General features: G+C 61.9%; 22 protein-coding genes. 16 read left to right on the top strand and 6 right to left on the bottom strand.

Annotated elements, in window-relative coordinates; genetic code table 11:
• Window positions 1-165: 165 nt before the first annotated feature.
• The 3 genes from NN484_RS26645 to NN484_RS26635 are packed head-to-tail and all read right to left on the bottom strand — an operon-like array spanning window position 166 to window position 3,850.
• The gene (locus tag NN484_RS26645) at window positions 166-900 is read right to left on the bottom strand and encodes a hypothetical protein (protein ID WP_274658321.1); all 735 of its coding nucleotides are present in this window, start codon (window positions 898-900) and stop codon (window positions 166-168) included.
• A gap of 35 nt (window positions 901-935) precedes the next feature.
• Window positions 936-1,787 carry a DUF4123 domain-containing protein gene (locus tag NN484_RS26640; RefSeq protein WP_274658320.1) on the bottom strand — a complete coding sequence of 284 codons (852 nt, stop codon included), beginning with the start codon at window positions 1,785-1,787 and terminating at the stop codon, window positions 936-938.
• Window positions 1,784-3,850 (bottom strand): type VI secretion system Vgr family protein, encoded by a 2,067-nt coding sequence (locus NN484_RS26635; protein WP_274658319.1) that lies wholly within the window; start codon window positions 3,848-3,850, stop codon window positions 1,784-1,786. The genes NN484_RS26640 and NN484_RS26635 overlap by 4 nt, the downstream gene beginning before the upstream one ends.
• 347 nt (window positions 3,851-4,197) lie before the next feature.
• Between NN484_RS26635 and NN484_RS26630 the strand changes: the two genes are divergently transcribed.
• Complete coding sequence (locus tag NN484_RS26630; protein WP_274658318.1) at window positions 4,198-5,793, top strand: glycosyltransferase family 39 protein; 1,596 nt, start codon at window positions 4,198-4,200, stop codon at window positions 5,791-5,793.
• 19 nt (window positions 5,794-5,812) lie between these two features.
• Here the strand turns inward: NN484_RS26630 and NN484_RS26625 are convergent, their stop codons facing one another.
• Both NN484_RS26625 and NN484_RS26620 read right to left on the bottom strand, forming a co-directional pair.
• On the bottom strand, window positions 5,813-6,571 hold the full coding sequence (locus NN484_RS26625) for a slipin family protein (RefSeq protein WP_127648438.1): 759 nt from the start codon (window positions 6,569-6,571) through the stop codon (window positions 5,813-5,815).
• A gap of 2 nt (window positions 6,572-6,573) precedes the next feature.
• Window positions 6,574-7,125, bottom strand: a complete 552-nt coding sequence (locus NN484_RS26620) for an NfeD family protein (protein ID WP_127648439.1) — start codon at window positions 7,123-7,125, stop codon at window positions 6,574-6,576.
• Window positions 7,126-7,279: 154 nt separating this feature from the next.
• Here NN484_RS26620 and NN484_RS26615 point away from each other — a divergent pair, with 154 nt between their 5' ends.
• The 15 genes from NN484_RS26615 (at window position 7,280) to pgaD (ending at window position 23,042) form a co-directional block, all read left to right on the top strand.
• Window positions 7,280-7,741: an aminoacyl-tRNA deacylase gene (locus NN484_RS26615; RefSeq protein ID WP_215501124.1), complete on the top strand. Its 462-nt coding sequence runs from the start codon at window positions 7,280-7,282 to the stop codon at window positions 7,739-7,741.
• Between the two features lie 128 nt (window positions 7,742-7,869).
• Entirely contained in the window at window positions 7,870-8,142 is a 273-nt protein-coding gene (locus NN484_RS26610) for a DUF2789 domain-containing protein (protein ID WP_215501125.1), read from the top strand.
• Between the two features lie 67 nt (window positions 8,143-8,209).
• Window positions 8,210-8,455 carry a type II toxin-antitoxin system Phd/YefM family antitoxin gene (locus NN484_RS26605; RefSeq protein ID WP_274658317.1) on the top strand — a complete coding sequence of 82 codons (246 nt, stop codon included), beginning with the start codon at window positions 8,210-8,212 and terminating at the stop codon, window positions 8,453-8,455.
• On the top strand, window positions 8,445-8,726 hold the full coding sequence (locus tag NN484_RS26600) for a type II toxin-antitoxin system RelE family toxin (protein ID WP_215501127.1): 282 nt from the start codon (window positions 8,445-8,447) through the stop codon (window positions 8,724-8,726). The genes NN484_RS26605 and NN484_RS26600 overlap by 11 nt, the downstream gene beginning before the upstream one ends.
• 144 nt (window positions 8,727-8,870) lie before the next feature.
• Entirely contained in the window at window positions 8,871-9,299 is a 429-nt protein-coding gene (locus NN484_RS26595) for a MarR family winged helix-turn-helix transcriptional regulator (RefSeq protein ID WP_127648442.1), read from the top strand.
• A complete protein-coding gene (locus NN484_RS26590; protein ID WP_274658316.1) occupies window positions 9,296-11,359 on the top strand; it encodes an FUSC family protein in 2,064 nt (687 codons plus the stop codon). Before NN484_RS26595 ends, NN484_RS26590 begins: the two co-directional genes overlap by 4 nt.
• Window positions 11,356-11,565 carry a DUF1656 domain-containing protein gene (locus NN484_RS26585; RefSeq protein ID WP_047601052.1) on the top strand — a complete coding sequence of 70 codons (210 nt, stop codon included), beginning with the start codon at window positions 11,356-11,358 and terminating at the stop codon, window positions 11,563-11,565. The genes NN484_RS26590 and NN484_RS26585 overlap by 4 nt, the downstream gene beginning before the upstream one ends.
• Window positions 11,562-12,449, top strand: coding sequence for an efflux RND transporter periplasmic adaptor subunit (locus tag NN484_RS26580; protein WP_127648444.1), 888 nt, complete (start codon window positions 11,562-11,564; stop codon window positions 12,447-12,449). Before NN484_RS26585 ends, NN484_RS26580 begins: the two co-directional genes overlap by 4 nt.
• Window positions 12,446-13,888 carry an efflux transporter outer membrane subunit gene (locus NN484_RS26575; protein ID WP_274658315.1) on the top strand — a complete coding sequence of 481 codons (1,443 nt, stop codon included), beginning with the start codon at window positions 12,446-12,448 and terminating at the stop codon, window positions 13,886-13,888. The genes NN484_RS26580 and NN484_RS26575 overlap by 4 nt, the downstream gene beginning before the upstream one ends.
• A gap of 93 nt (window positions 13,889-13,981) precedes the next feature.
• On the top strand, window positions 13,982-14,617 hold the full coding sequence (locus NN484_RS26570; RefSeq protein ID WP_127648446.1) for an NADH:ubiquinone oxidoreductase subunit N: 636 nt from the start codon (window positions 13,982-13,984) through the stop codon (window positions 14,615-14,617).
• Window positions 14,618-14,909: 292 nt separating this feature from the next.
• On the top strand, window positions 14,910-16,415 hold the full coding sequence (locus tag NN484_RS26565; protein ID WP_127648447.1) for a YdgA family protein: 1,506 nt from the start codon (window positions 14,910-14,912) through the stop codon (window positions 16,413-16,415).
• Window positions 16,416-16,664: 249 nt separating this feature from the next.
• Window positions 16,665-19,145: a poly-beta-1,6 N-acetyl-D-glucosamine export porin PgaA gene (gene pgaA, locus NN484_RS26560; protein ID WP_274658314.1), complete on the top strand. Its 2,481-nt coding sequence runs from the start codon at window positions 16,665-16,667 to the stop codon at window positions 19,143-19,145.
• A gap of 12 nt (window positions 19,146-19,157) precedes the next feature.
• Window positions 19,158-21,155 carry a poly-beta-1,6-N-acetyl-D-glucosamine N-deacetylase PgaB gene (gene pgaB / locus NN484_RS26555; RefSeq protein ID WP_274658313.1) on the top strand — a complete coding sequence of 666 codons (1,998 nt, stop codon included), beginning with the start codon at window positions 19,158-19,160 and terminating at the stop codon, window positions 21,153-21,155.
• A 1-nt stretch (window position 21,156) separates the two neighbouring features.
• Window positions 21,157-22,512 (top strand): poly-beta-1,6-N-acetyl-D-glucosamine synthase, encoded by a 1,356-nt coding sequence (pgaC, locus tag NN484_RS26550; RefSeq protein ID WP_127648450.1) that lies wholly within the window; start codon window positions 21,157-21,159, stop codon window positions 22,510-22,512.
• Window positions 22,509-23,042 carry a poly-beta-1,6-N-acetyl-D-glucosamine biosynthesis protein PgaD gene (pgaD, locus tag NN484_RS26545; protein ID WP_127648451.1) on the top strand — a complete coding sequence of 178 codons (534 nt, stop codon included), beginning with the start codon at window positions 22,509-22,511 and terminating at the stop codon, window positions 23,040-23,042. Before pgaC ends, pgaD begins: the two co-directional genes overlap by 4 nt.
• A 104-nt stretch (window positions 23,043-23,146) precedes the next feature.
• Here pgaD and NN484_RS26540 read toward each other — a convergent pair whose 3' ends face one another.
• Window positions 23,147-24,670, bottom strand: a complete 1,524-nt coding sequence (locus tag NN484_RS26540; protein ID WP_274658312.1) for an FAD-dependent oxidoreductase — start codon at window positions 24,668-24,670, stop codon at window positions 23,147-23,149.
• Window positions 24,671-24,726: the final 56 nt, after the last annotated feature.

The following is a 24,726-nucleotide window of genomic DNA, read 5'->3' as shown; positions in this document are numbered from 1 at the left end:
GACGAATCCCGGCGGTAGATCAGCCGTGAAGGTGAAACTGTTGGGCGGATTGCTCTTGCAGCCAGCCATAAGGGCGAAGCAACTCCCCAACACCGCCATGTACCGCAAGCGAGGCCCGGTGAGGCTGTGCAACCCCTTTTCAAGTGGCGTCATGTGGAACACTCCTTATTCCGTGCAGCCGGGATAGATGGTGCAGATGCGGCCATCGACCATCTGGAAGGTGCTGAAATCGATGTGGTTACCGAAGCAGAAGGCGTACTGGTCTTCGAAGTTGTCGCCCATGCAGCGTTTCCAGCCGTTAGGAACTTTGACCCAGGTCTTGCCGATGGCAGGCCTTTCTTCCGCCGCCAAATCGATCTTCATCCGCACGGTTTTACCCGGCAGTTGATCGAGGGTGTAGGCGGCAAAAGGGCGACCTCGTGCTAGCGCGCCAAGCTCATCGGTTTTTTTGCAGTCGAGGAGTTTTACTATGCGACGGTAGGGTCCCATCGTGCGGAACAGCCACTGACACTGGCCGTAAAAGCGGCTTTCAGCCTCCGTGTTGAAGACACCCTTGTAACGGGACTCCAGCTCTTCGCGTACAACGACCGCTGCGAAGTCTCCACTCTTGTCCCCCCAGTCTTTTCCGTAGGCAGCCCGGATTACCAGATCAATCTTCCAGATCACCAACGGGCACCCTTTGACCGTCCGGTGGATCGCAATTTCTGAAACCGGCTCGTAGTGCTCGCGCCACTTCAGGTTGTAACCAACCGCAGTATTTCGCCCGTCCGGGACAGTGCAGGTTTCTCCTTTTGCGGGCACGTATTTGGCGATAGCTTCATAAGCAAACCCCGGCGGCAAATCAGCCGTGAAGGTGAAACTGTTGGGCGGACTCGCCACACAGCCCAACAACATCCCCATGCAGCCCACCAACCCGGCACCTCGAAAAAACCGTTTCACTCCGTTGCCTCTCCACCCATCGTTTTCACCCAATGGCTCACCCGTTCGAAGTGCTCCAGCGACGTTTCCCCCGGGCGCACTTGCCATTGCGCATCGATACCGTGAGCGGGCATGCGCAAGCTGTGGATCAGCAGAAACTCCAGCTGCTGCGGTGTCTGCCAACCCCACTCATCCGCCTGCTCGAGACGTTCACGCAGCCAGGCTTCCGGTGGCTGTGTTCGCGCGAGGTCGGCGTAGGCTTGTTCGTGTTCGGCCAGCAGGTAGCGGTGAGCGTTGAGCTGGCGAATCTCGCGGGTCTGCTCCGCAGGCGCGGGTGTTTGCAGCCACAGGGGCGACGCCGGCAACGGGTAGCGGCCGGGTGCCGGGTTGTCGCTGCTCTCCCATCGCGTGCCCTGCCAGTAACACACGCTGAGGGTCGGGCCGAGGTAGGCCGGCATGTCTTCGGTGGGCAGATACGCCAGTGTCCGGCTCAGCACACGGTTGTCGTGAAAGCGGTACAGCGCCTGATGCGGGCGGGTGCCGATGATCAGCCGTTGCTGCCAGTGTTCGACCCACACAGGCAGGGATGCTTGGGGCAGGCTGAACAGCCAGCCCCAGTTGTCCTCCGGACGGGCGAGCAGCGGCGCGATGCGTTTGTCGTCATACCGCTCAAGGGCGAAAACAAACGGCCCGTTGTCTGCCAGTTCGGCGGCGGGAGTGTCTTTGTAAAGGATGCGGTAATGCTCGAAATCGCTGGTTTGCAGCAAGAGCCGACGAATTTCCTGTTGTCGCGAGTCGAGCAGCAGATACAGGCCATGCCCTGATGCGAATTGGCGGGTCATCCAGCGGCGCGGAAAGGCTTCGCTCATGCGGCGTTCTCCTGTGGCAGGCAGACGCCATCGCGACAGGCCTCACACAGCGGGCAGAAGGTCGCCCCCATGGCGTTGCTGGTGGTCATCAGCGCGAGTTGCGTAGAAGCCAGCACGGCGGGCAGTGGCACTGGCGCCGCCAGGTCGTCGACGCCATCGGGCATCGCGGCCCGCGCCGGTGTAACCGCCTTGGGACTGCCGCCGACCTGGATGGCACTGCTGCTGAAAATGCCGCCGTGACCGATCACCAGGTGCTCGCCGCCGACCGTGAGGCTGATGCTGTTGCCGGCGTTGAGTACCAGGTGATCGCCGGCATTGAGGTGGATCTGCCGACCGGCCTCGATCGCCTGCAACTGATCGACGCGGCTATGGCTGTCACCGCTGACGTGCAAGTGGTCGCTGGCGTGGAGCCGGGTTTTGCGGTCGCCGTGCACGGTGCGGTGGTCTTCGGCCTGTAGCACGCTGATGCTGTGGCCTTTGATGGTCTCGTGGCGCTGGTTGCCGACGTCCAGGCGGCTGTCGTTTTCCACCTTGTGTTCGAGGTCGCGCTGGGCGCGCAGGTAAATCAGCTCGCGACCGGCGCGATCTTCCACGTGCAATTCGTTGAAACCGCCGTTGTCCGGTGAACTGCGCGAGCGAAACACGCTGCGGGTCTTGTGTTCCGGCAGTTCGTAGGGGGCCGGGTTGGCGCTGTTGATCAGGCAGCCGCTGACGACCGGATGGTCCGGGTCGCCGTCGAGAAAGCTGACCAGCACTTCCATGCCGACCCGGGGCAGTGTCACGCTGCCATGGGCGCTGCCGGCCCAGTTCGAGGCCAGCCGCAGCCAGCAACTGCTGTGGTCGTCGTGGTTGCCTTCGCGATCCCAGTAGAACTGGACCTTGACCCGACCGAACGCGTCGCAATGGATCTCTTCGTTGACGGGACCGGTAACCACGGCGGTCTGGCTGCCGAAGATTCGCGGCTTCGCGAATGATTGCGGCGGACGGTAGATCACCTCCCATGGGGTGGCGACGAAGTCGTTCCGGTAGCCTTGAATGAAGCCGCCGTCAGCGGCGGCGGTCGCCTCGCCCAGCGTTTCTTCCAGGACCGCAGGCTGTTTGCCGCGGTGGTTGACTTCGGTCAGCAGCCACAGCCCATTGTTTTCCTCGCAGGGATGCTCGCTGATCGACAGGAAATGACCAGCCACCAGGCTTGGCTGATCGCTGTGGCCGCGGGCCTGCAAGTAGTCGGCGCGATGACTTTCGAGGGTGCGGTGGGTCAGTTGCTTGCCCCGCGCGCCGTCGGTGAAGCGTCCCGGATAGCGATAATCCTCAAGCGCCGGCCGGGCCGCGTCGTTGTCGGGCCGATGGGTCGCCTCCAGCAGAAAGCGGGTCTTGCGAAAATCATGATCGCGGCGCACGGCCGCCGTAGGGCGGGTTTCCACCCGTACCTGCCATTGTTGGATCGCGGGCGTTTCGGCAACCGTGCCGCTGTCCTGGCGGTAGGGTGTAGGGTGCTCCAGACGAGGGAAAACCGTCTGATTGTCGCCCAGCACCAGCAGGTGTTTTTCCCGGCTGTGCTGGAAGTGGTAGTGAATGCCTTCTTCCTGACACAGGCGCTGGATGAAGTGCAGATCCGACTCCGCCTGGACGCAGTATTCGCGCGGCGGATAGTCGGCACCCAGATGAAACCGGTGCAGGTCACGTTGAATGCCGTTGTCCGCGAGAATCCGGGTGATGATCTGTGGCACGCTCATCTGCTGGAACATTCGCTGATTGAAACGATGCTGCAGATACGAAAGGCGCGGAACCAGTGTCAGGCTGTAGCGAGTCAGGCGTTTGCCGCTATCGCCACGGGCGACGCGATTGACCACGCCGTGGATGCCATGGCCTTCGAGGTCGAATGCCAGGAACGCCTGCTGGTGCATGAGGCTTTCAAGGCGCAGGTTCGCTCGTTCGCTGACCAACTCGACCTCGAACGTGTAGGGCTGGCTGATGGATTCGTGGCCGGTGAAGGAGAGGACTTGCAGGTCGTGTTTAATGTCGTTGAGCGAGAGGCTGAAGCAGGCATGGGCGGTCGACATCCTTTATTCCTTGTCCTGTGACGGGGCACAGGCTCTCGGACGTCGATACAACGCTTGCGCGCAGACCTTCCCTGGTCTTGCGCGCAACAAACGTCTCGGAGCCAGTTTCGCGCAACGCTAACAAGGCCGCCGAAGAATTGATGTCAGACGCTTCCCAAATTGCAGTTACACATTAAGCAGCGTGTGGAACGCGGTCAGCAGATGTTGGCAGAAGCTGGGCCGTGCCGAGCGGATTGCCGGATGTCGTGAAACAGCACGGCGACATCGACGGCTCTACGGTGGCTGACCTAAAGTGGCGGGCAGGTTCGGGGCCTTCCGTTCGAGAAATTCCGCAGCAAGAGGACGCAATGGCGGCACACAGAGAAACGCCGGTTGGCGACACGCAGGATCCACGCGCGGTCCCGGGGGCATGGCTGGTTGCCCTGCGCCTGATTCGCTGGGCCAGAGAACACTGGCTGTTACCGATCATGCTGCTGGCGGCGGTGGTGCGTTTTTACGACCTGACGGCGGCGTCGATCTGGTTCGATGAAGGTTCCAGTGTCCTGCTGAGTCGGTTTGCGCTGGCCGAGATCTGGGGGCATGCGGCCCATGACGTGCACCCGCCGCTGTATTTCATGTTGCTGCATGGCTGGATCGGCCTGTTCGGTGACGGCATCCTGTCCATTCGTCTGATGAGCGCGTTGCCGGGGATCATTACCGTCGGGCTCGGGGTCTGGCTGGTGGATCTGCTCGCTACCCGTCGCGCCGCGCTGCTGGCCGGGCTGATGCTGGCGCTGTTGCCCACGGCGGTGCGTTACAGCCAGGAAGTGCGTATGTATTCGCTTCTCGGCATGTGGTTGATCGGGGCGACGATTGCGCTGGTCTACTGGGGGCGTCAGCCGCGACGGTATCGCTATCTGGTGGCCTATGCGCTGCTGATGACGGCAGCGTTCTACACCCATTACTTCACCGTTCTGTGCGTGATCAGCCACTGGCTATACCTGGCTGCAGTGCGCGTGCAGCCGGGGTATCGGCTGCGGCATATCCAGCGCCCCGGCTGGTGGCTGGCGAACCTGATGATCGCGCTGCTGTACCTGCCGTGGGTGCCCAATCTGCTTGATCTGCTGCAGCACGTCCCGGAACTCAAGGCCAGTAACGACATCGGTTGGGAAGACCCGGTGACCCTCGTTTCATTGCCATCGATGGTCTGGTCGTTGCTGATTCAGGACGACGGTTTGACCTTGCCGGCGTGGCTGTTCTGGCTCTTGCCACTGGCATTGGTGGCAGTGATCGGCGTCGCGTTGCGACGTGATCGCAGTGTGTTTCGCGGCAGCCTGTTGCTGCTGGCTTACAGCGTGGTGCCGATTCTGCTGGTGTTTGCCGTGTCGTTCGTCTCGCCGGTGTTCATCGAGCGTTACGTGACGGTCTACGCGCTGGGGTTGCCGATGCTGGTGGCGCTGGCGGTCGATCGCTTGTACACAGGCTTTCGCGTGCTGGCGCTGGCGATTCTGGTGCTGTTCGTGGGTGTCGAGCTGGTGGGCGTGAAGAACAACGCCACGGTCGACAGCAATGATCAGTTCAGCGTGGTGGTCGACTACGTCAACCGGCACTTCACCGAGGGTGACCGGATCGTCACCAGCGACATGATGTGGTACCTCAGTTACATCTACTACAACCGCACCGACGCGCAGGTCCGCCTGTACACGCCACCTGCGGCGGACGGGCGTTCCACGCGTCCCAACGCGTACGGGTTCGGCACTTTGGTCGGCGAGGGGGTTTACCTCGATCAGCTTGGTGATTTGTCCAAGGGCAGCACGCGGGTGTGGCTGATCGGCACGCTCGATGAACCCTATGAGTTTGCGGCATTGCCCGAGGGCTGGCAGCGGCAGAGCGATGTCCATGCAGGAGGCGCTTTTGCACGCCTGTATGTGAGGGTGCCAAGCGTCGATAAGCCGGGCGGATGATCGCTGGCTTGCACAGGGCTCAAGACTTGCCCGACAAGTCCGCCATCCCTTTAAGCAACTCGATCGGCAACGGAAAGACAATCGTCGAGCTCTTGTCGCCGGCAATCGAACTCAAGGTCTGCATATAGCGCAGCTGCATGGCGCCGGGCTGGCGGCCGAGCATTTCGGCGGCCTGCATGAGTTTTTCCGAGGCCTGCAGTTCGCCTTCGGCGTGGATCACCTTGGCCCGGCGTTCCCGTTCGGCTTCGGCCTGTTTGGCGATGGCGCGCACCATCGATTCGTTGAGGTCGACGTGCTTGATCTCGACGTTGGCAACCTTGATGCCCCAGGCGTCGGTCTGGGCGTCGAGCACCTGCTGGATGTCGATGTTCAACTGCTCGCGCTCGGCCAGCAGCTCATCCAGTTCATGTTTGCCGAGGACCGCGCGCAAGGTGGTCTGCGCCAGTTGGCTGGTGGCGGAAAGGAAATCCTCGACCTGAATGATCGCCTTCTGCGGGTCGAGTACGCGGAAGTACAGCACCGCATTGACCTTCACCGAGACGTTGTCGCGGGTGATCACATCCTGCGGCGGTACATCGAGGACGATGGTGCGCAGGTCGACCCGGACCATTTGCTGGACCACCGGAATCAGCAGGATCAGCCCCGGGCCCTTGACCTGCCAGAAGCGTCCGAGCTGGAACACCACACCGCGCTCATACTCGCGCAGGATGCGGAACGTCGAGCCGGCCAGGGCGATCACCAACAGCAGCAGTGCAACAAAACCGATTTGCAGACCCATGATCACTCTCCGTGTCGCACCGCGTCAGTCGCGGCGACTTTCAGCAATAAGCCTTTACGCCCGACCACGCGCACCGTTTGCCCGGTGTGCAGCGCTGTCGTGCTGTGCACCTGCCAATGTTCGCCCTGCAATTGCACCCAGCCGTTGTGCGCGTTTTCCGCTTGCACGGTGGTCACCGCCGTCACGCTGCCGACCAGCCCGGCATCACCGCTGACGGCGTGGCGTGGCCGGGTTTTCAAGGCGCGAACGATCAAGGCGATCAGCAGCAGGGCGCTGATCAGGCCAAGGCCGATGATCATCGGCACCGGCAACTCGGCGTTGCCCAGAATCAGCGCGCCGATGACGAACATGATGATCCCGCCGAGGCCGATCACCCCGTAGTTGGGCAGCGCGGCTTCGGCGATCAGAAAGGCAATGCCGAAGGTGATTAGCCACAGGCCGACCGGATTGACCGCCGTCAGCGGTACATCAGCCGCGAGGGCCGGGCCGCTGAGCAGCAGTAACAAGGCAAACGCACAACATCGACTGTTCACGTGACCCTCCGGGAGAGTCATGGGGGTGGTTCCTTAAGTCTAGTTGAGGCTGGCGCTGGATGAATTTTGATCAATGAACAGATGTGTCCGGTGAGCGGATTTCCCTTCGCCAGTGGCTTGTCGAACTAGACTCAGCAGAACAGGCACAACGTTCAGCGTGACACCGAGGTGCAGCATGCGTATGGCAAAAAAAGTGCAAAGCAGCCTGACCCGGGCGCATTGCGAATATGACGTATTGGCCCACCGACACTCGGCCAGCAGCCTGGAAACCGCACGGGTTTCCGGGGTCCCCGCCGAACGCGTGGCCAAATCGGTGATTCTCGATGACCACCACGGGCATTACCTGATGGCCGTGCTGCCGGCCAGCCGGCATCTGGATTTGAGCAAAGTGCGCAACCGCGGCGAATGGCAGGTCACCCGGGAGAGCAACCTGGCGCATATCTTCGATGACTGCGAACGCGGCGCGGTGCCGCCGCTGGGGGACTCCTACGGCCTGGACATGGTCATCGACCCACTGCTGACCCGGCAGAAAGATATCTACCTGGAAGCCGGCAACCACAACTACCTGCTGCACATGAGCATGCCCGAATTCCTGAAAATGGTGCCGCATGCCGAGGTGCAGGAGTTGAGTCATTAGGGTTTTTGGCATTGCCACTGCCGCCTTCGCGAGCAGGCTCGCTCCCACAGGGATTCGCGCTAAACCTGTGGGAGCGAGCCTGCTCGCGAATAATCTTCCACTCACCACTTTCTTCAAGGAGTCCAGCCATGGAGCAGCCAACCCACAGCCTGCCATCCCTGTTCAAACAGCTGGGTCTGGACAACGACCCGACCAGCATCGACCAATTCATCGCCACCCATTCACCGCTCAAACCCGAACTGCACCTTGCCGACGCTTTCTTCTGGACCAAGAGCCAAGCGGATTTTTTGCGCGGCGAGATTCTTGATGATGCCGATTGGGCGGAAGTGGTGGATCAGTTGAATGTGTTGTTGCGTAAGGGACGGGAGGGGGTAACCAGCAGGAAACCGCTTGGCACCTGACCATTTTTACAAGTTGTCGGTGAGCTAAAAATAGACCAATATAAAGACCTTAATTGAGGTCTTTATTATGCAAAATATTCTGGCCGATATGGCTGTCAGTGTTTCCGAGTTGAAGAAAAATCCCTCAGCAGTGCTAAGCGGTGCACACGGTGGAGCTGTGGCTGTACTGAACCACAATCGCGTCATGGGTTACATGGTGCCGGCCGATGTTTACGAAGCCATGATGGAGCGACTTGATGATTTGGAGTTGGCTGAAATCGTTCGTTCCCGCAGCCATGAAACGCCCATTTCGGTAAGCCTGGATGACCTATAAGCTCGAGTTTCTACCGTCTGCTCATAAAGAGTGGAACAAGCTGGGTCATACGGTTCGGGATCAATTCAAGAAAAAGCTCGCCGAACGGTTGGCGATGCCAAGAGTGCCGGCTGATGCGCTTCATGGAATGCCTGACTGTTTCAAAATCAAACTCAGGGCTTCTGGCTATCGTTTGGTCTATCAAGTAATCGATGAGCGAGTGGTCGTTTCTGTAGTCGCGGTAGGAAAGCGCGAGCGCAGCAGCGTGTACGAGAATGCAAAAAAACGCTGAATACGTCCTGACCTTGTCGCTGCCTTTCGACGGATAGCCAATTTGTTTCAAAACTTGACTGAAATTCCCCGCCAATGCGATATTGATAGTTAGCAAACTAACAGTGTGCATTTCCCCGTGCCGAATTCCCTCGACGCTCTCCAGATGAACATCAGCAGTGCCATGGTGGTGGCCGCCAGGCATTGGCGGAAGATCTGCCAGACCACGCTGGTCAACTATGGCATCTCCGAAGCCTGCGCTGTCCCGCTCTTGATGATCGGGCGCCTGGGCGAGGGCGTGCGGCAGGTGCAGGTGGCGCAGGCGGCCGGAATGGAGAGTCCGTCGCTGGTGCGTCTGCTCGATCAGTTGTGCCACGCCGGGTATGTCTGTCGCACCGAAGATGCGCAGGATCGCCGGGCCAAATGCCTGAGCCTGACCGACACCGGCCGCGAACTGGTGCACGCGGTGGAAGTCGAACTGGTACGTCTGCGTCATGAAGTGCTCGAAGGCATCGACCAGAGTGATCTGGAGGCTACGCTTCGGGTACTGCGAGCTTTTGAGGCGGCCAATCCGCCTGTGGTGATCAATTCTTGAACGGTTTTTTCTCTGGCATTCCGCCGGCCCGGGACTGGTTCTACGGGGTCCGCACTTTTGCAGCGTCGATGATTGCGCTGTACATCGCCATGCTCATGCAGATGCCGCGTCCATATTGGGCGATGGCTACGGTGTACATCGTCTCCAGCCCGTTTCTCGGGCCGACCAGTTCCAAAGCCTTGTACCGCGCCATCGGCACTTTTCTCGGGGCGGCGGCGGCGGTGCTGTTCGTGCCGATGTTCGTGCAGAGTCCGTATGTGTTGGTGGTGGTTATTGCCTTGTGGACGGGGATTTTGCTGTTCCTGTCGCTGCACCTGCGTACCGCCAATAGCTACGCGCTGATGCTGGCCGGCTACACCCTGCCGCTGATTGCCTTGCCGACGGTGGATAACCCGCTGGCGGTGTGGGACGTGGCGGAAGCCCGGACCGAAGAGATTTTTCTCGGTATCGCCGTGGCGGCGGTGATCGGCGCGATGTTCTGGCCGCGCCGCCTGGCGCCGGTGTTCAACGACGCGGTGGGCAAGTGGTTCGCCGATGCCACCACTTACAGCCTGAAATTTCTCAGCCGCGATGTGCAGCCGGAACAAGTCACGGCCCTGCGCATGGCCATGGTCGCCAATTTCAACAGCCTCGAATTGATGATCGGCCAGTTGCCCCACGAGGGTGCCCGTCCGCAAACCGTACGCAATACCAAGGAACTGCGCGGGCGGATGATTCACCTGTTGCCGGTGATCGACGCCCTCGAAGACTCGCTCTATGCCCTCGAACGGCGCACGCCGGAACTGGTGGAAAAGTTTGCCCCGCTGCTGACCGCAACCCGTGAATGGCTCGGCCATAATGACGCCGATCTGGCGCGTTGGCAGGCTCTCAAGGATCAGCTTCAGGCCTTGCAGCCGAGCTGCGAGGCGCTGGAAGACCGCAAGCAATTGCTGTTCTCCAACGCGATTTATCGCCTCGGCGAATTCATCGATCTGTGGCAGGACTGTCGCAGTCTGCAGGACGCGATTCTCTGCGAGCGGCAGGACAGCTGGCGCGCGGTGTACCGGCACTGGCGCCTCGGGCGACTGACGCCGTTTCTCGACCGCGGGATGATGCTGTATTCGGTGGCCTCGACCATTCTGGCGATCATCGTGGCCTCCGTGCTGTGGATCTTGCTCGGTTGGCCGGACGGTGGCAGCGCGGTGATTCTGGCGGCGGTAGCGTGCAGTTTCTTCGCCTCGATGGACGATCCGGCGCCGCAGATCTATCGGTTCTTTTTCTGGACCGGGATGTCGGTGCTGTTCGCCAGTCTCTATCTGTTTCTGATCCTGCCGAACCTGCACGATTTCCCGATGCTGGTACTGGCGTTTGCGGTTCCATTCATCTGTGTCGGCACCCTGACGGTGCAGCCACGGTTCTTCCTCGGCATGCTCCTGACGCTGGTCAACACCTCGTCGTTCATCAGCATTCAGGGCGCGTACGACGCGGACTTCTATGCCTTTGTGAACTCCAACCTGGCCGGCCCCATGGGCCTGTTGTTCGCGTTCATCTGGACCCTGATCGCCCGCCCGTTCGGCGTCGAACTGGCCGCCAAGCGCCTGACCCGCTTCAGCTGGAAAGACATCGTGCACATGACCGAGCCGGCCAACCTCGCCGAACATCGGCACCTGGGCGTGCAACTGCTCGACCGCTTGATGCAGCACCTGCCGCGACTGGCCATGACCGGTCAGGACACCGGCATTGCCATGCGTGAAGTGCGCGTGGGCCTGAACCTGCTGGATCTGCTGGCTTACACCCCGCGTGTAGAAGGTGCGCCGAATGCCTTGCTGCAACAAGTGGTGGCTGAGGTCGGCGAGTATTTTCGCGCTTGTCTGAAGGCGGGTGAACGCTTGCCGGCACCGAGCCCCTTGTTGATGACGATGGACCGCGCGCGCCGTGCGCTCAAGGGCCACGGCGACGAGGAAACCCGGCTAAACCTGTTGCATGCCTTGAGCGGTTTGCGCCTGGCGCTGTTGCCCGGCGTGGAGTTCGTCAGCACGAGCGATGCCGAAGAACCGCTGCCCGATGGAGCGCCCCTATGATCGGTGATCTGGATATCAGCGGCATTTTCCTGCCGACCCTGCTGGTGCTGATGGGCATCACCTATGTGTTGTTTTTGCTGGTGCACGGCGTGCTCACGCGTGTGCACTTTTACCGTCTGGTCTGGCACCGGGCATTGTTCAACGTGGCTCTCTACGCCGTGCTGCTGTACGGCGTGGACTCACTCAGTCGATACCTGATGACATGAAAAAACCGTTTCTGACTATCGGTCGCGTGGTACTGACCCTGCTGATCGTGACTTTCGCCGTCGTTCTCGTCTGGCGCATGGTGATGTATTACATGTTTGCGCCGTGGACCCGCGACGGGCACATTCGCGCCGACATCATCCAGATCGCCCCGGACGTGTCCGGGCTGATCCAGCAGGTCGAGGTCAAGGACAACCAGTTGATCAAGCGCGGCCAGGTGCTGTTCAGCATCGACCAGGACCGTTTCAAACTGGCCCTGCGTCAGGCCAAAGCGGCAGTTGCCGATCGCGAAGAAACCCTCGCCCAGGCGCAACGTGAAGCCAAGCGTAACCGTGGCCTGGGCAACCTGGTGCCGGCCGAACAGCTGGAAGAAAGCCAGTCGAAAGTCGCCAGGGCGCAATCGGCGCTGGCCGAAGCGCTGGTGGCGGTGGACAGCGCCCAGCTCAACCTCGACCGCTCGGTGATCCGCAGTCCGGTGGACGGCTACGTCAACGACCGCGCGCCGCGGGTGCAGGAGTTCGTCACCGCCGGGCGTCCGGTGTTGTCGGTGGTCGACAGCAATTCGTTCCACATCGACGGCTATTTCGAAGAAACCAAACTCGACGGCATTCATGTCGGCCAGTCTGTCGACATCCGGGTGATCGGCGACAAGGCCAGGCTGCGCGGGCATGTCGAAAGCATCGTCGCCGGCATCGAAGACCGCGACCGTACCAGCGGCAATAACCTGCTGCCCAACGTCAATCCGGCGTTCAGCTGGGTGCGTCTGGCGCAGCGGATTCCGGTGCGCATCGCCTTTGACGACGTGCCGGAAGACTTCCGCATGATCGCCGGACGTACCGCCACCGTGTCGATCATCGACGAGCACAAGCAGGAGCCTGCGCAATGAGCAGGGTCCTGATGATCGCCGGGTTGGGCATGCTGCTCTCGGCGTGTCAGATGGTCGGGCCGGACTATCACCTGCCCGCTGACGCCGCGGTTCAGCGCCAGGACTTGCAGGGCGAGCTGGCCGTGGAGGGCAAACCGGTGGTTTCGGCGCCGGTGCCGGCGGACTGGTGGCGCTTGTATCGGGACCCGCGTCTGGACCAACTGGTGCAGCAGGCCATGGCGTCCAACACCGACTTGCGCGTGGCGGCGGCGAACCTGTCGCGGGCCCGTGCACAGGTCGATGAAGCCGAAGCGGCCGGTGGTTGGAGCGGCGGCGTGAAGATGGGCGCGCAGCGCTTGCAGGAATCCGGTCAGGCGTTCCTGCTGCCGGAAAAAGTGCCGGTGGCCAACGTCGCGGACATCGGCATCAGTGCCTCTTATCAGTTCGACTTGTGGGGCACGCTGCAACGCGGGATCGAAGCGGCGAAAGCCAATGCCGATGCCACGCAAGCGGCGGCCGACACCGCGCGCATCACCCTGGTGGCGGACGTGGTACGTGCCTACACCCAGGTGTGCGCCGCCAACGAAGAGCGGGAAATCGCCCAGCATTCCCTCGACCTGCAATCGCAAAGCACCACGCTGATCCAGCGCCTGCGCGATGCCGGGCGTGGCGATGAAACCCAGGTCACCCGTTCGCAAACCCAATTCAAGTCGTTGCGCGCCGACATGCCGCGTTATGAGGCGGCGCGTCAGGCCGGGTTGTTCCGCCTGTCAATGCTGCTGGCCAAACCGGTCGATCAATTGCCGGCCGGCACCGCCACTTGCGCCGAACTGCCGAAAATCGCCCAACTGGTGCCAGTGGGCGACGGTGCGGCGCTGCTCAAGCGTCGGCCCGATGTGCGCCAGGCCGAGCGTCGTCTGGCCGCCGCGACGGCCGGCATCGGTGTCGCCACCGGCGAGCTGTACCCGGACATCAGCATCGGCGCGACCATCGGCACCGTCGGCATTGTTTCCGACCTTGGCGATCCATCGACCAACCGCTGGGGCTTTGGTCCGTCGCTGAGCTGGAAGGTGCCGACCAATGGCGCCCGAGCGCGTATCCGCGAAGCCGAAGCCAATACACAGGGCGCGCTGGCGCATTTCGATGGCGTGGTGCTCAACGCCATCCGCGAAACCCAGACCGGCCTGGCCCAATACAGCGCGCTGCTGCAACGCCGCGATGCGCTGGCCGACGCCGAGCAGTCGGCGAAACTGGCGGCGGACCAGACCCATCGCTTCTTCCAGGCCGGGCGTGAGTCATTCCTCGCCGACCTGCAGGCGACCCGCACCTACACCGACGTCACCGCACAACTGGCCGCCGCCAACACTCAGGTCGCCATGAGTCAGGTCGATTTGTTCCTCGCGCTGGGCGGCGGTTGGGAAAGCGGACGAACGCAAGCCTCAAGCGCCAGCAAACCCTGAAGCCGTTGCTATGCTTTGAAGTGTTGAAAGGGGGCGCCGAGCAACGCACCCTTTCAGCGCACATTGCTAGCGCTGGTCTAGGGGAAACCAATAATGAAAAACCCTTACGCTCTCGGCTTCTGGTGCGCCCTGGTAGCACTGGTGCTGCTGTCGGCCACCTATTTCTACGGCATCATGCTGGCCCACCAGATCGACAAGGCCATGGTTTTCCTCGACAGCGTCACGGCATTGATCGCAGTGATGGCCATCGTGGTGGTTGCCTGGGCGTCGATCCAGGTGCAGCGGGTCAAGAAAAGACAGCTTGAACAAGGCAAGACCCTGGTGCTGATCTGGGACACCAAAGTCGCCCTTCGCCGAGTCGAAACCGTGTTCGATCGCTACTTCTGGGGTAGCTACTGGCAGCCGGGGCGCACCTTCGCCGAAGTCATGGGCGAACTCACCGGCACGCCGCTGGAAAAAAGCCTCGAAGCCCTGAAAAAACAGTGCCTGGAACTCGACAAGCAGATTGCCGATGAAGGCTGGCATTGGCTCAATAACGCCCGTGAGTTGTCGGATGTCGCCACGGCCATGGCTCGCGAACGCTATCAGCTGGACTTCTGCGACCCTCGGGCCGATGGGCCGGACGGGGCGGTGATCGATCGCGATTTTGAGGTGCTGGTGTACACCTGGACGGCGCGGTTGAAGAGCTTTGATCATCAACTCGATGAGATCGAGGTTCAGTATTCCTGATCTACTGCGAATCCAGTGGCCCTATCGCGAGCAGGCTCACTCCTACACGGGAAAGCATTCCAATTGTAGGAGTGAGCCTGCTCGCGATAGCGTCCTCAAAAACACTGCAACTCTCCCTGCCTGTCAGCTGTCCACACTCCCCATAGACACTCTTTAACCTTTAAACATTGGGCTGCCTCGCGCTGCCAGTGCTAATCTCCATCGCTAATTTCAGCGGAGTCGAGCCGCGACCCGGTCACGGGTTCAGGGAAGACGACCACACTTTCAGCCACGGACATTGATCAGGTCATTCATGAATAAATCAGCAGGCGTGCTTCTCGGGATTGTTGTTGCGATCGGTGCCATCAGCGCCGGCGGGGCCTGGTATACCGGGACCAAGATCGAAGGCGTGCTGAACAACGCCGTCACCAACGCCAACAAAGAGCTGCAGACCGCGATGGCCGGTTCCAATGGCAGCGCGTCGCTGGAACTGGTGTCGCTGGAGCGTCACACTTTCACCAGCACCGCGCACTACCGCCTCAAGGGCGAAGGCGAGATGTTCGGTGAGGCGCCGGTCGAGCTGCTGTTCGTCGACCACATCGAGCACGGCCCGCTGCCGTTCTCGCGTCTGGTGTCGTTGAAGTGGCTGCCGGTCATGGCCACCAGCAACTACGAGCTGGAAAAGAGCCCGGCCACCGAAAAATGGTTTGCCGCCGCCAAGGGCGCCGCGCCGCTCAAAGGCGTGACCAACATCGGCTACGACGAATCCACCACCAGCAGCCTCGAGCTGCTGCCGCTGGAAACCGCGCTGGACGAGCAGTCGAGCCTGAAATTTTCCGGCCTGACCATGAACATCTCCGCCAGTGCCCAGGCGCAGAAGGTCAAGGCTGACGGCTACATGGACAACCTGAAACTGGTCACCGTGTCGCAAGACCAGGCGCCGGTGCAGGTCGAACTCAACGGCCTGACCCTGGCCAGCAACCTGACCAAGAGCAGCTACGGCTACTACACCGGGGAAAACACCCTCGAGCTGACCAACAGCAAAACCACCTTCGGGCCCAAGCAGTCGGTGCTCGGCGTGAAGAACTTCGAAATGAAGAACCTCACCGAAGAGAGCGGCAGCAACGCCTCGGGCCGTGCTGACTACAAGGTCGGCGAAGTGACCCTCAACGACAAGAAAATCGGTTCGGCCAGCATGGCCATGAGCCTGAAAAACCTCGACATCCCTTCGACGATGTCGCTGATGCAGATCTACCAGACCAAATTGCAGCCGTACGAGAAAGAAGCGGCGGCCGCGGCCGAAGCCGGCCTGCCGGCGCCGGAGCTGAACCTGACTGAAGCCGAGTCAGCGCAGGTCAAGGCGGATCTGCAGAAACTGCTGGGCGCCGGCCCTCAGGTCGCGCTGGAAAACCTGTCGCTGAAGACTGCCAACGGTGAAAGCCGCGCCAGTCTGGTGATCGACCTGACCAAGCCGCCGTCGATGGACCTGCCGCCGGATCAACTGGCCAAACAGCTGATCGCGCTGCTGGACCTGAATGTCCAGGTGTCCAAGCCGATGCTGATCGATCTGCTCAGCGTCCAGGCGCAGCTCGACGGTCAGACCGACGCCAAAGCCATCGTCGACCAGGCGAGTGCCGGTGCCGACATGTTCTCCGGCATGGCGGTCGGTTCGCAACTGGCGACCATCGACGGCACCAATGTCGTGACCAAACTGCATTACGCCGCCAATCAAGTGGAATTCAACGGCCAGAAGATGACCGTCGAGCAGTTCGTCGGCTTCCTGATGAACAAGTTCGCTGGCGTCACGCAAGTGCAGTAATACTGCGTTCTAAATAGCAACGCCCGGCCTCTGTATCGCGCAGACGCCGGGCGTTTTGCTGTCTGGTGCTCGGGTTTTCGGCTGAGCCCGCGCCACGATTCTGAACAATTATTGTGTTCTGGATATTCGACTACGCTTGCATGCAAGACTGCCTGACTAAGCTTGGCTGGGTCTTCATGGGCTCAGCCTCCGTTACGAGTGGGCAAGGGGGGCATTGCGACCCGGCTGGCCATGTAAGGATGCTGACGAATGCCGCGTATTGATGTTCCCGTTCTACATCGTGGTTTACGCCCGTTGTTTCGCGTTGCGCTGTGCAGCCAGTTGCTCTGGCCGGCGCTGGCGTTTGCCGATACTCCCTATGATCAGATGGTGCGTGATGCCCGTGCCGGGCAGACCACGCCCGCGCTGAACGTGCTGCGTCAGGTGCCGCCCGGCCAGGCGACCACCGGGCAGATCAGCGATCACCTGCAGATCGCCAGTTGGGCCGGCCTGGATGCCGAAGTGGTGCAGGTTTATGAGACCCAGGGCCGCGGCCGGGTGCTGCCGGTGCAGGCGCTGACCGCCACCGCACGCGCCTATCGCAATCTCAAGCGCTGGGATCAGGCGATCCAGGTCTACACCAAGGCCCTGGCGCTGGAACCGGACAACGCCGACCTGCAACTGGGGCTGGCCCTGACGCAGGCAGACTCGGGCAAACCCGACGAAGCCGTGACCCGCGCCAAGGCACTGGTCTCCGCCAAACCTGATGATCCCTCCCGTCGCCTCGCGCTGGGCTACGCCCTGACCCGCGTTGGCAAGCCATACGACGCGCTGTTTGAATACGATCAAGCGTTCATCCGCGCTGGCAGCAAGCCGGAAGTCGCTCGTGAGTACGTGGTCGCCCTGCAAAAGGCGCGTCTGCCGGAACCGGCGCTGCGCCTTGCCAATCAACGCCCCGGGCTGATCGACCCGGTGACTTTTCGGCGCCTCGAAGGCGATCTGGCCGCCGAGCGCGTGCGTCTGGCCGAACTCGCTTCGCGCAGCGAAAAGGAACGCTACGTGATCGCCGACCGCGCACTGGCCGATTACGACAAATTGCTCGCCACCTGGACCCCGGACACCAGCGCCCACGATGACGTGATTCGCTGGCGCATCGACCGCATGGGTGCGCTCAAGGCCCGGGCGCGCACCGCTGACGTGATCAACGAATACCAAAAGCTGCAGGCCGAAGGCGTGAAGATTCCGACCTACGCCCTGCGTTGGGTGGCGGCGTCGTATCTGGATCAGCGCCAGCCGGAAATCGCCACCGACCTGTATCGCCAAGTGCTGTCGGCGCCGGATGCGGATGTCGGCGATCGCCTCGAAGACAGCACGGCGTTGTATTACTCGCTGCTGGAAAGCGACCGCGTCGACGAGGCGCGCAAAGTTGCCGAAGAAGCCGCCAAGAATCAGAAACCACGGGTCGAACTCAAGGGCCTGCCCATCGGCAACCCCAACGACGAATGGATGGACGCCCAACAACTCGCGGCGCAGGCCGGCACCTATGGCTCCGACCTGCCGCATGGCGAGGAACGCCTGCAAACGCTGGTCGATCAGGCGCCGGGCAACGTGGGCCTGCGCCTGGCCCAGGCCGATCTGTACCTGGCCCGGCAGTGGCCGCGCCGCGCCGAAAACCAGCTCAAGGAAACCGAGAGCATCGTGCCCCGCGACAGAGGCCTGGAAGTGGCCCAGGCGCGCACCGCGATGAGCTTGCAGGAATGGCGGCAGATGGATGCGCTGACCGATGACGTGGTCGAGCGTTTCCCGGACAACCGCCAGGTGCAGCGCGCGGCCCGTGAGCGCGAAGTGCACGACATGTCCGAACTGCGCGTCGAAGCCTATGGCGGCAAGGCCAATGGCGGCGGCAGCAGTGGCGGGGGCGCGGTCAGTGGTAGCCGCGATTTCGGCATCCAGAGCACCCTGTACAGCCCGCCGATCGATGAAGACTGGCGCGTGTTCGTCGGCGCCGGTTATGCCACCGGCGACTTTGCCGAAGGCACCGGTACCGACCGCTTCCAGCGCGTTGGCCTGGAACGGCGCACCCGCGACATGAGCCTGGAAGCCGAGGTCTCCAACCACGATTACGGTTATGGCGCCAAACAGGGGGCGCGCATCGCGATTGCCCGCGACATCGACGACCACTGGCAGTACGGCGGCAGCTTCGCCTATCTGTCGGCCGAGACTCCGTTACGTGCGCTCAACAGCGACATCAAGGCCAATGGCGGCAACGCGTTCATCCGCTGGCGCGCCAACGAGAGCCGCGAGTGGCGACTGTCGGTCAGCCCGTCGCATTTCAGCGATGGCAACAACCGCGTCGAGGCCTTGCTCACCGGGCGTGAGGGTGTGTACAGCGCGCCGAACGTGCAGGTCGATGCCGGTCTGGAAGTCGGCACCAGCCACAACTCCAATTCCGAAGATGTGCCGTACTTCAACCCGAAGTCGGACTTCAGCGTCATGCCGACGGTCAACGTCAACCATGTGCTCTACCACCGTTACGAAACCTCGTGGAGCCAGCAGTTCCAGGCCGGTGCGGGCACCTACAGCCAGCGTGATCACGGCACCGGCGGCATGGCGATGCTCGGCTACGGTCAGCGTTATGCCTGGAACGACGTGTTCGAGGTGGGCGGCTTGTTCAGTGTGATCAACCGGCCCTACGACGGTGATCGGGAGACCGATCTGCGTCTGCTCGTCGACCTCACTTTCCGCTTCTAGAAGAGTTTGAAGATGCCTTTGATTACGCGTTTCATCCTTTTGCTGGGAGTGCTGCTGGTCAGCGCCTGCGCCCAGCAAGCCCCGGCCTTCGCGCCGCCGTCGCAGCGTCCGGTGGCGGCCAATGAAAAACCGTGGCCGAAAAACCATGTGCTGGGCATCGCCTATCACGACGTTGAAGACCGTGACCCCGATCAGGCCGTGGTGGCGGTGCGCACCGAGCGCATGATCGAGCAACTCGCGTGGCTGCGCGAGAACGGCTACAAACCGGTCACCGTCGATCAGATCATGGCCGCGCGCAAGGGTGGCCCGGAACTGCCGCCCAAGGCGATCCTGCTCAGCTTCGACGATGGTTATTCAAGCTTCTATACCCGCGTGCTGCCAGTGCTGCGCGCCTACAACTGGCACGCCTTGCTGGCGCCGGTCGGTGTGTGGATCGACACCCCGCTCAATCAACCGGTGGATTTTGCCGGTGCGCCACGGGCACGATCGGATTTCCTCACCTGGGACCAGATACGGGAAATCTCGCAATCGGGGCTGGTGGAAATCGCCGCCCACACGGACGCCAGCCACAAAGGCATCCTCGCCAACCCGCAGGGCAACCTGCAGCCGGCGGCGGCGACTCGCCGCTACGATCCGGTCACCAAGCGCTACGAATCCGAAGAGGAGTTCCGTGCACGGATCCGCAACGACGTCGCGACCATCTCGGAAAAGATCCGCAAGGTCACCGGCAAGAAACCGCGCATCTGGGTCTGGCCGTACGGCACGGCGGACGGTACTTCGCTGGCGGTGGTCGGCGAGCAGGGCTATGAAATGGCCCTGACTCTGGACGACGGTCTCGACGCCCTCGACAACCTGATGAGCAGCCCGCGCTTCCTGGTGGCGTCCGATCCTGACGGCGAGCATTTCGCCAACAGCATCGTCGGCGCACAATCCGACTTCACCATGCGTGTGGTCCACGTCGATCTGGACAACGTCTACGACCCGGACCCGGCGCAGCAGGAAATCAACCTCGGCAAGCTGGTCCAGCGCATGGCCGACATGGGCGCCAACACCGTATTCCTGCAGGCCTTTGCTGATCCGAAGGGTGACGGGCTGGTGCATTCGCTGTACTTCCCCAACCGTCACTTGCCGGTGCGCGCCGACATCTTCGACCGCGTCGCCTGGCAACTGCGCACCCGCGCCCATGTGAAGGTGTTCGCCTGGATGCCGGTGCTCAGTTTCGGCCTCGACTCGAAGCTGCCACGCGTGACTCGCTGGGATCCGAAGACCGGCACCACTGCGGTCGATCCGGACCAGTATCAGCGCCTGTCGCCGTTCGATCCGCAAGTACGGCAGATCATCGGTGAAATATACGAAGACGTGGCGCGCCTGACCTCGGTCGACGGCATTCTCTACCATGACGACGCGGTGCTCTCGGACTTCGAGGACGCCAGCCCGCAGGCCTTGAAGGCCTACGCCGCGCAGGGCTTGCCGGGATCGATTGCCGCGCTTCGCGATGATCCGGCAGCGATGCAGCGCTGGACGCGCTTCAAGAGCCGCTACCTGATCGACTTCACCAATGAACTGACCGCCAAGGTCCGGGCGATCCGAGGCCCGCAGGTGCAGACCGCACGCAACATCTTTGCCGAACCGATCCTCAACCCCGACAGCGAAGCCTGGTTTGCACAGAACCTCGACGATTTCCTCGTGACCTACGACTGGACGGCGCCGATGGCCATGCCGCTGATGGAGAAACAGACCCAGGCGCAATCCGGCCCGTGGCTCGAAGCGCTGGTGGCGAAGATCAAACAGCGCCCCAGTGCACTGGACCGTACGGTGTTCGAATTGCAGGCCCGCGACTGGACCAAAAAGGACCAGGCCGACATCGACGGCGCGCAACTGGCCGACTGGATGGGCCGGCTCAAGCGTCAGGGTGCGACCAGTTTCGGTTACTACCCGGACAACTTCCTCGACAACCTGCCGGACCTGAAAACCGTAAGGCCTGCGCTCTCCAACAAATGGAACCCATGACATGCTGGATAGACTGTTAGCCCTGCTTGTTCTGGCGCTCGTCCTCGGCGTGCCGCTGGGGTTGATCTTCCTGGTCACCGGGCAGTTCCTGATGGACTTCGTGTTCTTCTACCCGTTGTTCATGTCCGGGCTGTGGATCGCCGGCGGCCTGTATTTCTGGCTGCACTGGGAACGCCACTGGCCGTGGAAGGACGACACCCTGCCGCCGCCGCTGGAAGGCGAGCCGCTGATCTCGATCCTGATCCCTTGCTACAACGAAGGCGACAACGCCGCCGACACCATCCACGCGGCGCTGGGGCAGCATTACCCGAACATTGAAGTCATTGCGATCAACGACGGCTCCAAGGACAACACCGCGCAAGTGCTGGATGCGCTGGCCAAGGAAGACCCACGGTTGCGGGTCCTGCATCTGGCGGAAAACCAGGGCAAGGCTGTGGCCCTGCGCATGGGTGCCATTGCTGCGCGCAGTGAATATCTGGTGTGCATTGACGGTGACGCGCTGCTGGCGCCGAACACCGCGGCCTATCTGGTGGCGCCGATGCTCGACAACGCACGGCTTGGCGCGGTGACCGGCAACCCACGGATTCGCACACGCTCAACATTGGTCGGGCGGGTACAGGTCGGTGAGTTCTCGTCGATCATCGGCTTGATCAAGCGTACGCAGCGGGTGTTCGGGCGGATCTTTACCGTCTCCGGCGTCATCGTCGCGTTCCGCCGTACGGCGTTGAACCGGGTCGGTTACTGGAGCCCGGACATGATCACCGAAGACATCGACATCAGCTGGAAGCTGCAACTCGATCACTGGAGCATCTTCTACGAGCCGCGGGCGCTGTGCTGGATCCTGATGCCGGAAACCCTCGGCGGCCTGTGGAAGCAGCGGCTGCGCTGGGCGCAGGGCGGCGCCGAAGTATTGTTCAAGAACATTCGCGGGATCTGGCAGTACCGCCATCGTTACCTGTGGCCGCTGCTGTTCGAATATTGCCTGTCGACCGGTTGGGCCTTCACTTTCCTGTTGTCGGTGATTTTCTGGGCAGTGGGCAAGTTCGTGGTGATGCCCGAAGCCATTGCGGTCGATCACTTGATGCCACCGGCGTTCACCGGGCTGCTGCTGGCGTTCGTCTGTCTGGTGCAGTTCGCCGTCAGCATCATCATTGACCGGCGCTACGAGCCGGGCCTGGGACGCACGATGTTCTGGGTGGTCTGGTACCCGTTGGTATTCTGGTTCATCAGTCTGCTGACCACGCTGGTCAGTTTTCCCAAGGTGTTGTTCGGTCAGCATCAGAAGCGTGCGCGCTGGGTCAGCCCTGACCGGGGTATCAAACCGGTCGGAGACGACGAAGAGGAGGTCATCAAATGAAAATCATCCGGACCCGCCAGCGCCCTTTCCTGGTCGTGATCGATGTGATCCTCACCGTGCTGGCCTGGGTCGGCCTGCTGTTTCTGCTGGTGCGTGGGTTATGGCCGCTGATCGAAACCCATGCCGGCGGGCCGCGCATCGACAACTCGGCGTTCGAAGCGCTGGGCACCTTGAACATCTACCTGTGGGTGGCGCTGGTCAACGCGGTGATCCTGATTGCCTGGGCCCGCTATCAACAGCGCAAGAGCAAAAGCTTCGCCCAGCGCCGTCTACCGGCGCCGGTGGTTGACGACGAAGGGCTGACCAAGAGCTTCCGGCTGTGCGATGACCGCTTGCAGACGTTGCGTACGCCTGGGGTGATGACCATCCACAACGATCAGGACGGTGACATCAGCCATGTGGTGCTCAACTTTCGTCCGCTGGAGCCGGCGCAATTGCCGCCACCGCTGGCGCCACTGGAGCATCCTCGGGTGATCTTTCTGCATGCCGAGGATGACGCAAACCGTGATCCGGTGAATCGCCCCACCTGAACGACGATTTCCCTGTAGGAGCTGCCGCAGGCTGCGATCTTTTGATTTTGCTTTTTTAAGATCAAAAGATCGCAGCCTGCGGCAGCTCCTACACGAATCGATGACTAATCGCGGATCAGCGTCCACGCTTGTTCCATCGACAGTGGTTGTTTCATGCGCTCGGCGAGCATCGCCATCTCCCGCTCCTTCTCGCACGCCACCGCAGCCACGACCATGCCGCTCCTGCCAAACAGCCCGATGAACGGCGGTTGCTCGGGTTCGCCGAGAAACTCGACTTCATCCCAATGCTCGGCATGGCCGAGGTAGTCGTAGTTCCTGCCGAAGTGCCAGGTCCAGAAAAACGGCACATCCAGATAATGCTCATCAGCGCCGAGCATGTTGGCGGCGGCGATGCGCGCATGCTGCTGGGCCAGGCGCCAGTGTTCAATGCGTTGCGGCTGGCCGTTCAGCGTGAACGTGGCGATATCGCCAATCGCCCACAAGCCATCGGTGACGCGCAGACTGGCATCGACCCGCAGCGACTGGTCCTTTTCCCTCGGCAGCGCCGCAAAAGCCTCGGTGGCCGGGTGCACGCCGACCCCCGCCAGCACCAGGTCCGCCGACAGGCGCAAACCGTTGTCCAGCAACACCGCCTCGACCTTGCCATCTCCGGTGATTTCCCGGGCTTCGTGGCCGGTGAGGAATTTCACCCCGTGTGCCTCATGCAGCGCACGGATCGCCTTGCCCACCGCTTCGCCGAACTGCGCGGCGAACGGAATGGTGTGGCGGGCGATGACCGTGACGTCGAGGCCGAACTGGCGCAGCGCCGAGGCGCATTCGAGGGCGATGAAGCTGTCGCCGATGATCACCGCACGCTGATCCGGCTTGGCCGCGTGCATGATCTGTTCGGCCTGGGCTTTCGAACGCAGGACAAACACCTGCGGCAGATCGGCACCGGGCAGTTGCAGCGGGTTGGGCTCGCCGCCGGTGGCGAGCACTGCCGCGTCGTAGCGCAGGGACTGGCCGTCGTGCAACTGCAGGGTTTTCGCCGAAGCGTCGAGGGAGGTGATTTCGCCTTGCCGACGTTCGATACGTTGCTCTTTATAAAAAGCCTCATCGCGCAGCGGCGGGGTTTCCTGCGCGGTCATCTCCCCGGCGAGGACGAATTTGCTCAGCACCGTGCGGTCGTAACCGGCGTCCGGCTCGCGGTCGATCATGATGATCCGGCCACCAAAACCTTTCTCGCGCAGTGCCGCCGCACTCGCGGTGCCGGCTGCACCCGCGCCGACAATCACGAACGTGCGCGGATCATCTGCCGGCGGCGTATGCGCGTCCGGCAATGGCTGATCATCGACCCAGACCTCATCGCCCCGTAACTCCAGCGGATAACGCTTGAGGCTGTCGAGGGCCGGCGGTTCGCACACTGCGCCGTCTTCGACGCGAAACGCAGCCTTATGCCACGGGCAGATCAGGCGTCCGTGACACAGCGCGCCGTCCGCCAGCGGCGCCCCGGCATGTGGGCATTCGCCCTGAAACGCCCGTAGCTGGCCGTTTGCGTGGAGCAGGACAATCTTGCAGTCGCCGATTTCGACTTGCAGGCCACGGTCTTCAGGGACATCAGCGAAACGGGCGACACGGTGCAGGGACATGATCGGCTTCCTCGCGGGTATTTCTCTTACGAGTTTGCGGCACAGTGCGAGGTTCA

It is taken from the genome of Pseudomonas serboccidentalis, assembly GCF_028830055.1.
GTDB classification, from domain to species: Bacteria; Pseudomonadota; Gammaproteobacteria; order Pseudomonadales; family Pseudomonadaceae; genus Aquipseudomonas; species Aquipseudomonas serboccidentalis.
The sequence above is the reverse complement of the archived record's forward strand: the minus strand, read 5'-3'. Positions and strand labels throughout refer to the sequence as shown.

Excerpts from the sequence above, each read along its gene's own strand:
- NN484_RS26645 (WP_274658321.1), bottom strand. The coding sequence starts at position 900 with ATGGGGATGTTGTTGGGCTGTGTGGCGAGTCCGCCCAACAGTTTCACC.
- NN484_RS26640 (WP_274658320.1), bottom strand. The coding sequence starts at position 1,787 with ATGAGCGAAGCCTTTCCGCGCCGCTGGATGACCCGCCAATTCGCATCA.
- NN484_RS26635 (WP_274658319.1), bottom strand. The coding sequence starts at position 3,850 with ATGTCGACCGCCCATGCCTGCTTCAGCCTCTCGCTCAACGACATTAAA.
- NN484_RS26630 (WP_274658318.1), top strand. The coding sequence starts at position 4,198 with ATGGCGGCACACAGAGAAACGCCGGTTGGCGACACGCAGGATCCACGC.
- NN484_RS26625 (WP_127648438.1), bottom strand. The coding sequence starts at position 6,571 with ATGGGTCTGCAAATCGGTTTTGTTGCACTGCTGCTGTTGGTGATCGCC.
- NN484_RS26620 (WP_127648439.1), bottom strand. The coding sequence starts at position 7,125 with ATGACTCTCCCGGAGGGTCACGTGAACAGTCGATGTTGTGCGTTTGCC.
- NN484_RS26615 (WP_215501124.1), top strand. The coding sequence starts at position 7,280 with ATGCGTATGGCAAAAAAAGTGCAAAGCAGCCTGACCCGGGCGCATTGC.
- NN484_RS26610 (WP_215501125.1), top strand. The coding sequence starts at position 7,870 with ATGGAGCAGCCAACCCACAGCCTGCCATCCCTGTTCAAACAGCTGGGT.
- NN484_RS26605 (WP_274658317.1), top strand. The coding sequence starts at position 8,210 with ATGCAAAATATTCTGGCCGATATGGCTGTCAGTGTTTCCGAGTTGAAG.
- NN484_RS26600 (WP_215501127.1), top strand. The coding sequence starts at position 8,445 with ATGACCTATAAGCTCGAGTTTCTACCGTCTGCTCATAAAGAGTGGAAC.
- NN484_RS26595 (WP_127648442.1), top strand. The coding sequence starts at position 8,871 with ATGAACATCAGCAGTGCCATGGTGGTGGCCGCCAGGCATTGGCGGAAG.
- NN484_RS26585 (WP_047601052.1), top strand. The coding sequence starts at position 11,356 with ATGATCGGTGATCTGGATATCAGCGGCATTTTCCTGCCGACCCTGCTG.
- NN484_RS26580 (WP_127648444.1), top strand. The coding sequence starts at position 11,562 with ATGAAAAAACCGTTTCTGACTATCGGTCGCGTGGTACTGACCCTGCTG.
- NN484_RS26575 (WP_274658315.1), top strand. The coding sequence starts at position 12,446 with ATGAGCAGGGTCCTGATGATCGCCGGGTTGGGCATGCTGCTCTCGGCG.
- NN484_RS26570 (WP_127648446.1), top strand. The coding sequence starts at position 13,982 with ATGAAAAACCCTTACGCTCTCGGCTTCTGGTGCGCCCTGGTAGCACTG.
- NN484_RS26565 (WP_127648447.1), top strand. The coding sequence starts at position 14,910 with ATGAATAAATCAGCAGGCGTGCTTCTCGGGATTGTTGTTGCGATCGGT.
- pgaA (WP_274658314.1), top strand. The coding sequence starts at position 16,665 with ATGCCGCGTATTGATGTTCCCGTTCTACATCGTGGTTTACGCCCGTTG.
- pgaB (WP_274658313.1), top strand. The coding sequence starts at position 19,158 with ATGCCTTTGATTACGCGTTTCATCCTTTTGCTGGGAGTGCTGCTGGTC.
- pgaC (WP_127648450.1), top strand. The coding sequence starts at position 21,157 with ATGCTGGATAGACTGTTAGCCCTGCTTGTTCTGGCGCTCGTCCTCGGC.
- pgaD (WP_127648451.1), top strand. The coding sequence starts at position 22,509 with ATGAAAATCATCCGGACCCGCCAGCGCCCTTTCCTGGTCGTGATCGAT.
- NN484_RS26540 (WP_274658312.1), bottom strand. The coding sequence starts at position 24,670 with ATGTCCCTGCACCGTGTCGCCCGTTTCGCTGATGTCCCTGAAGACCGT.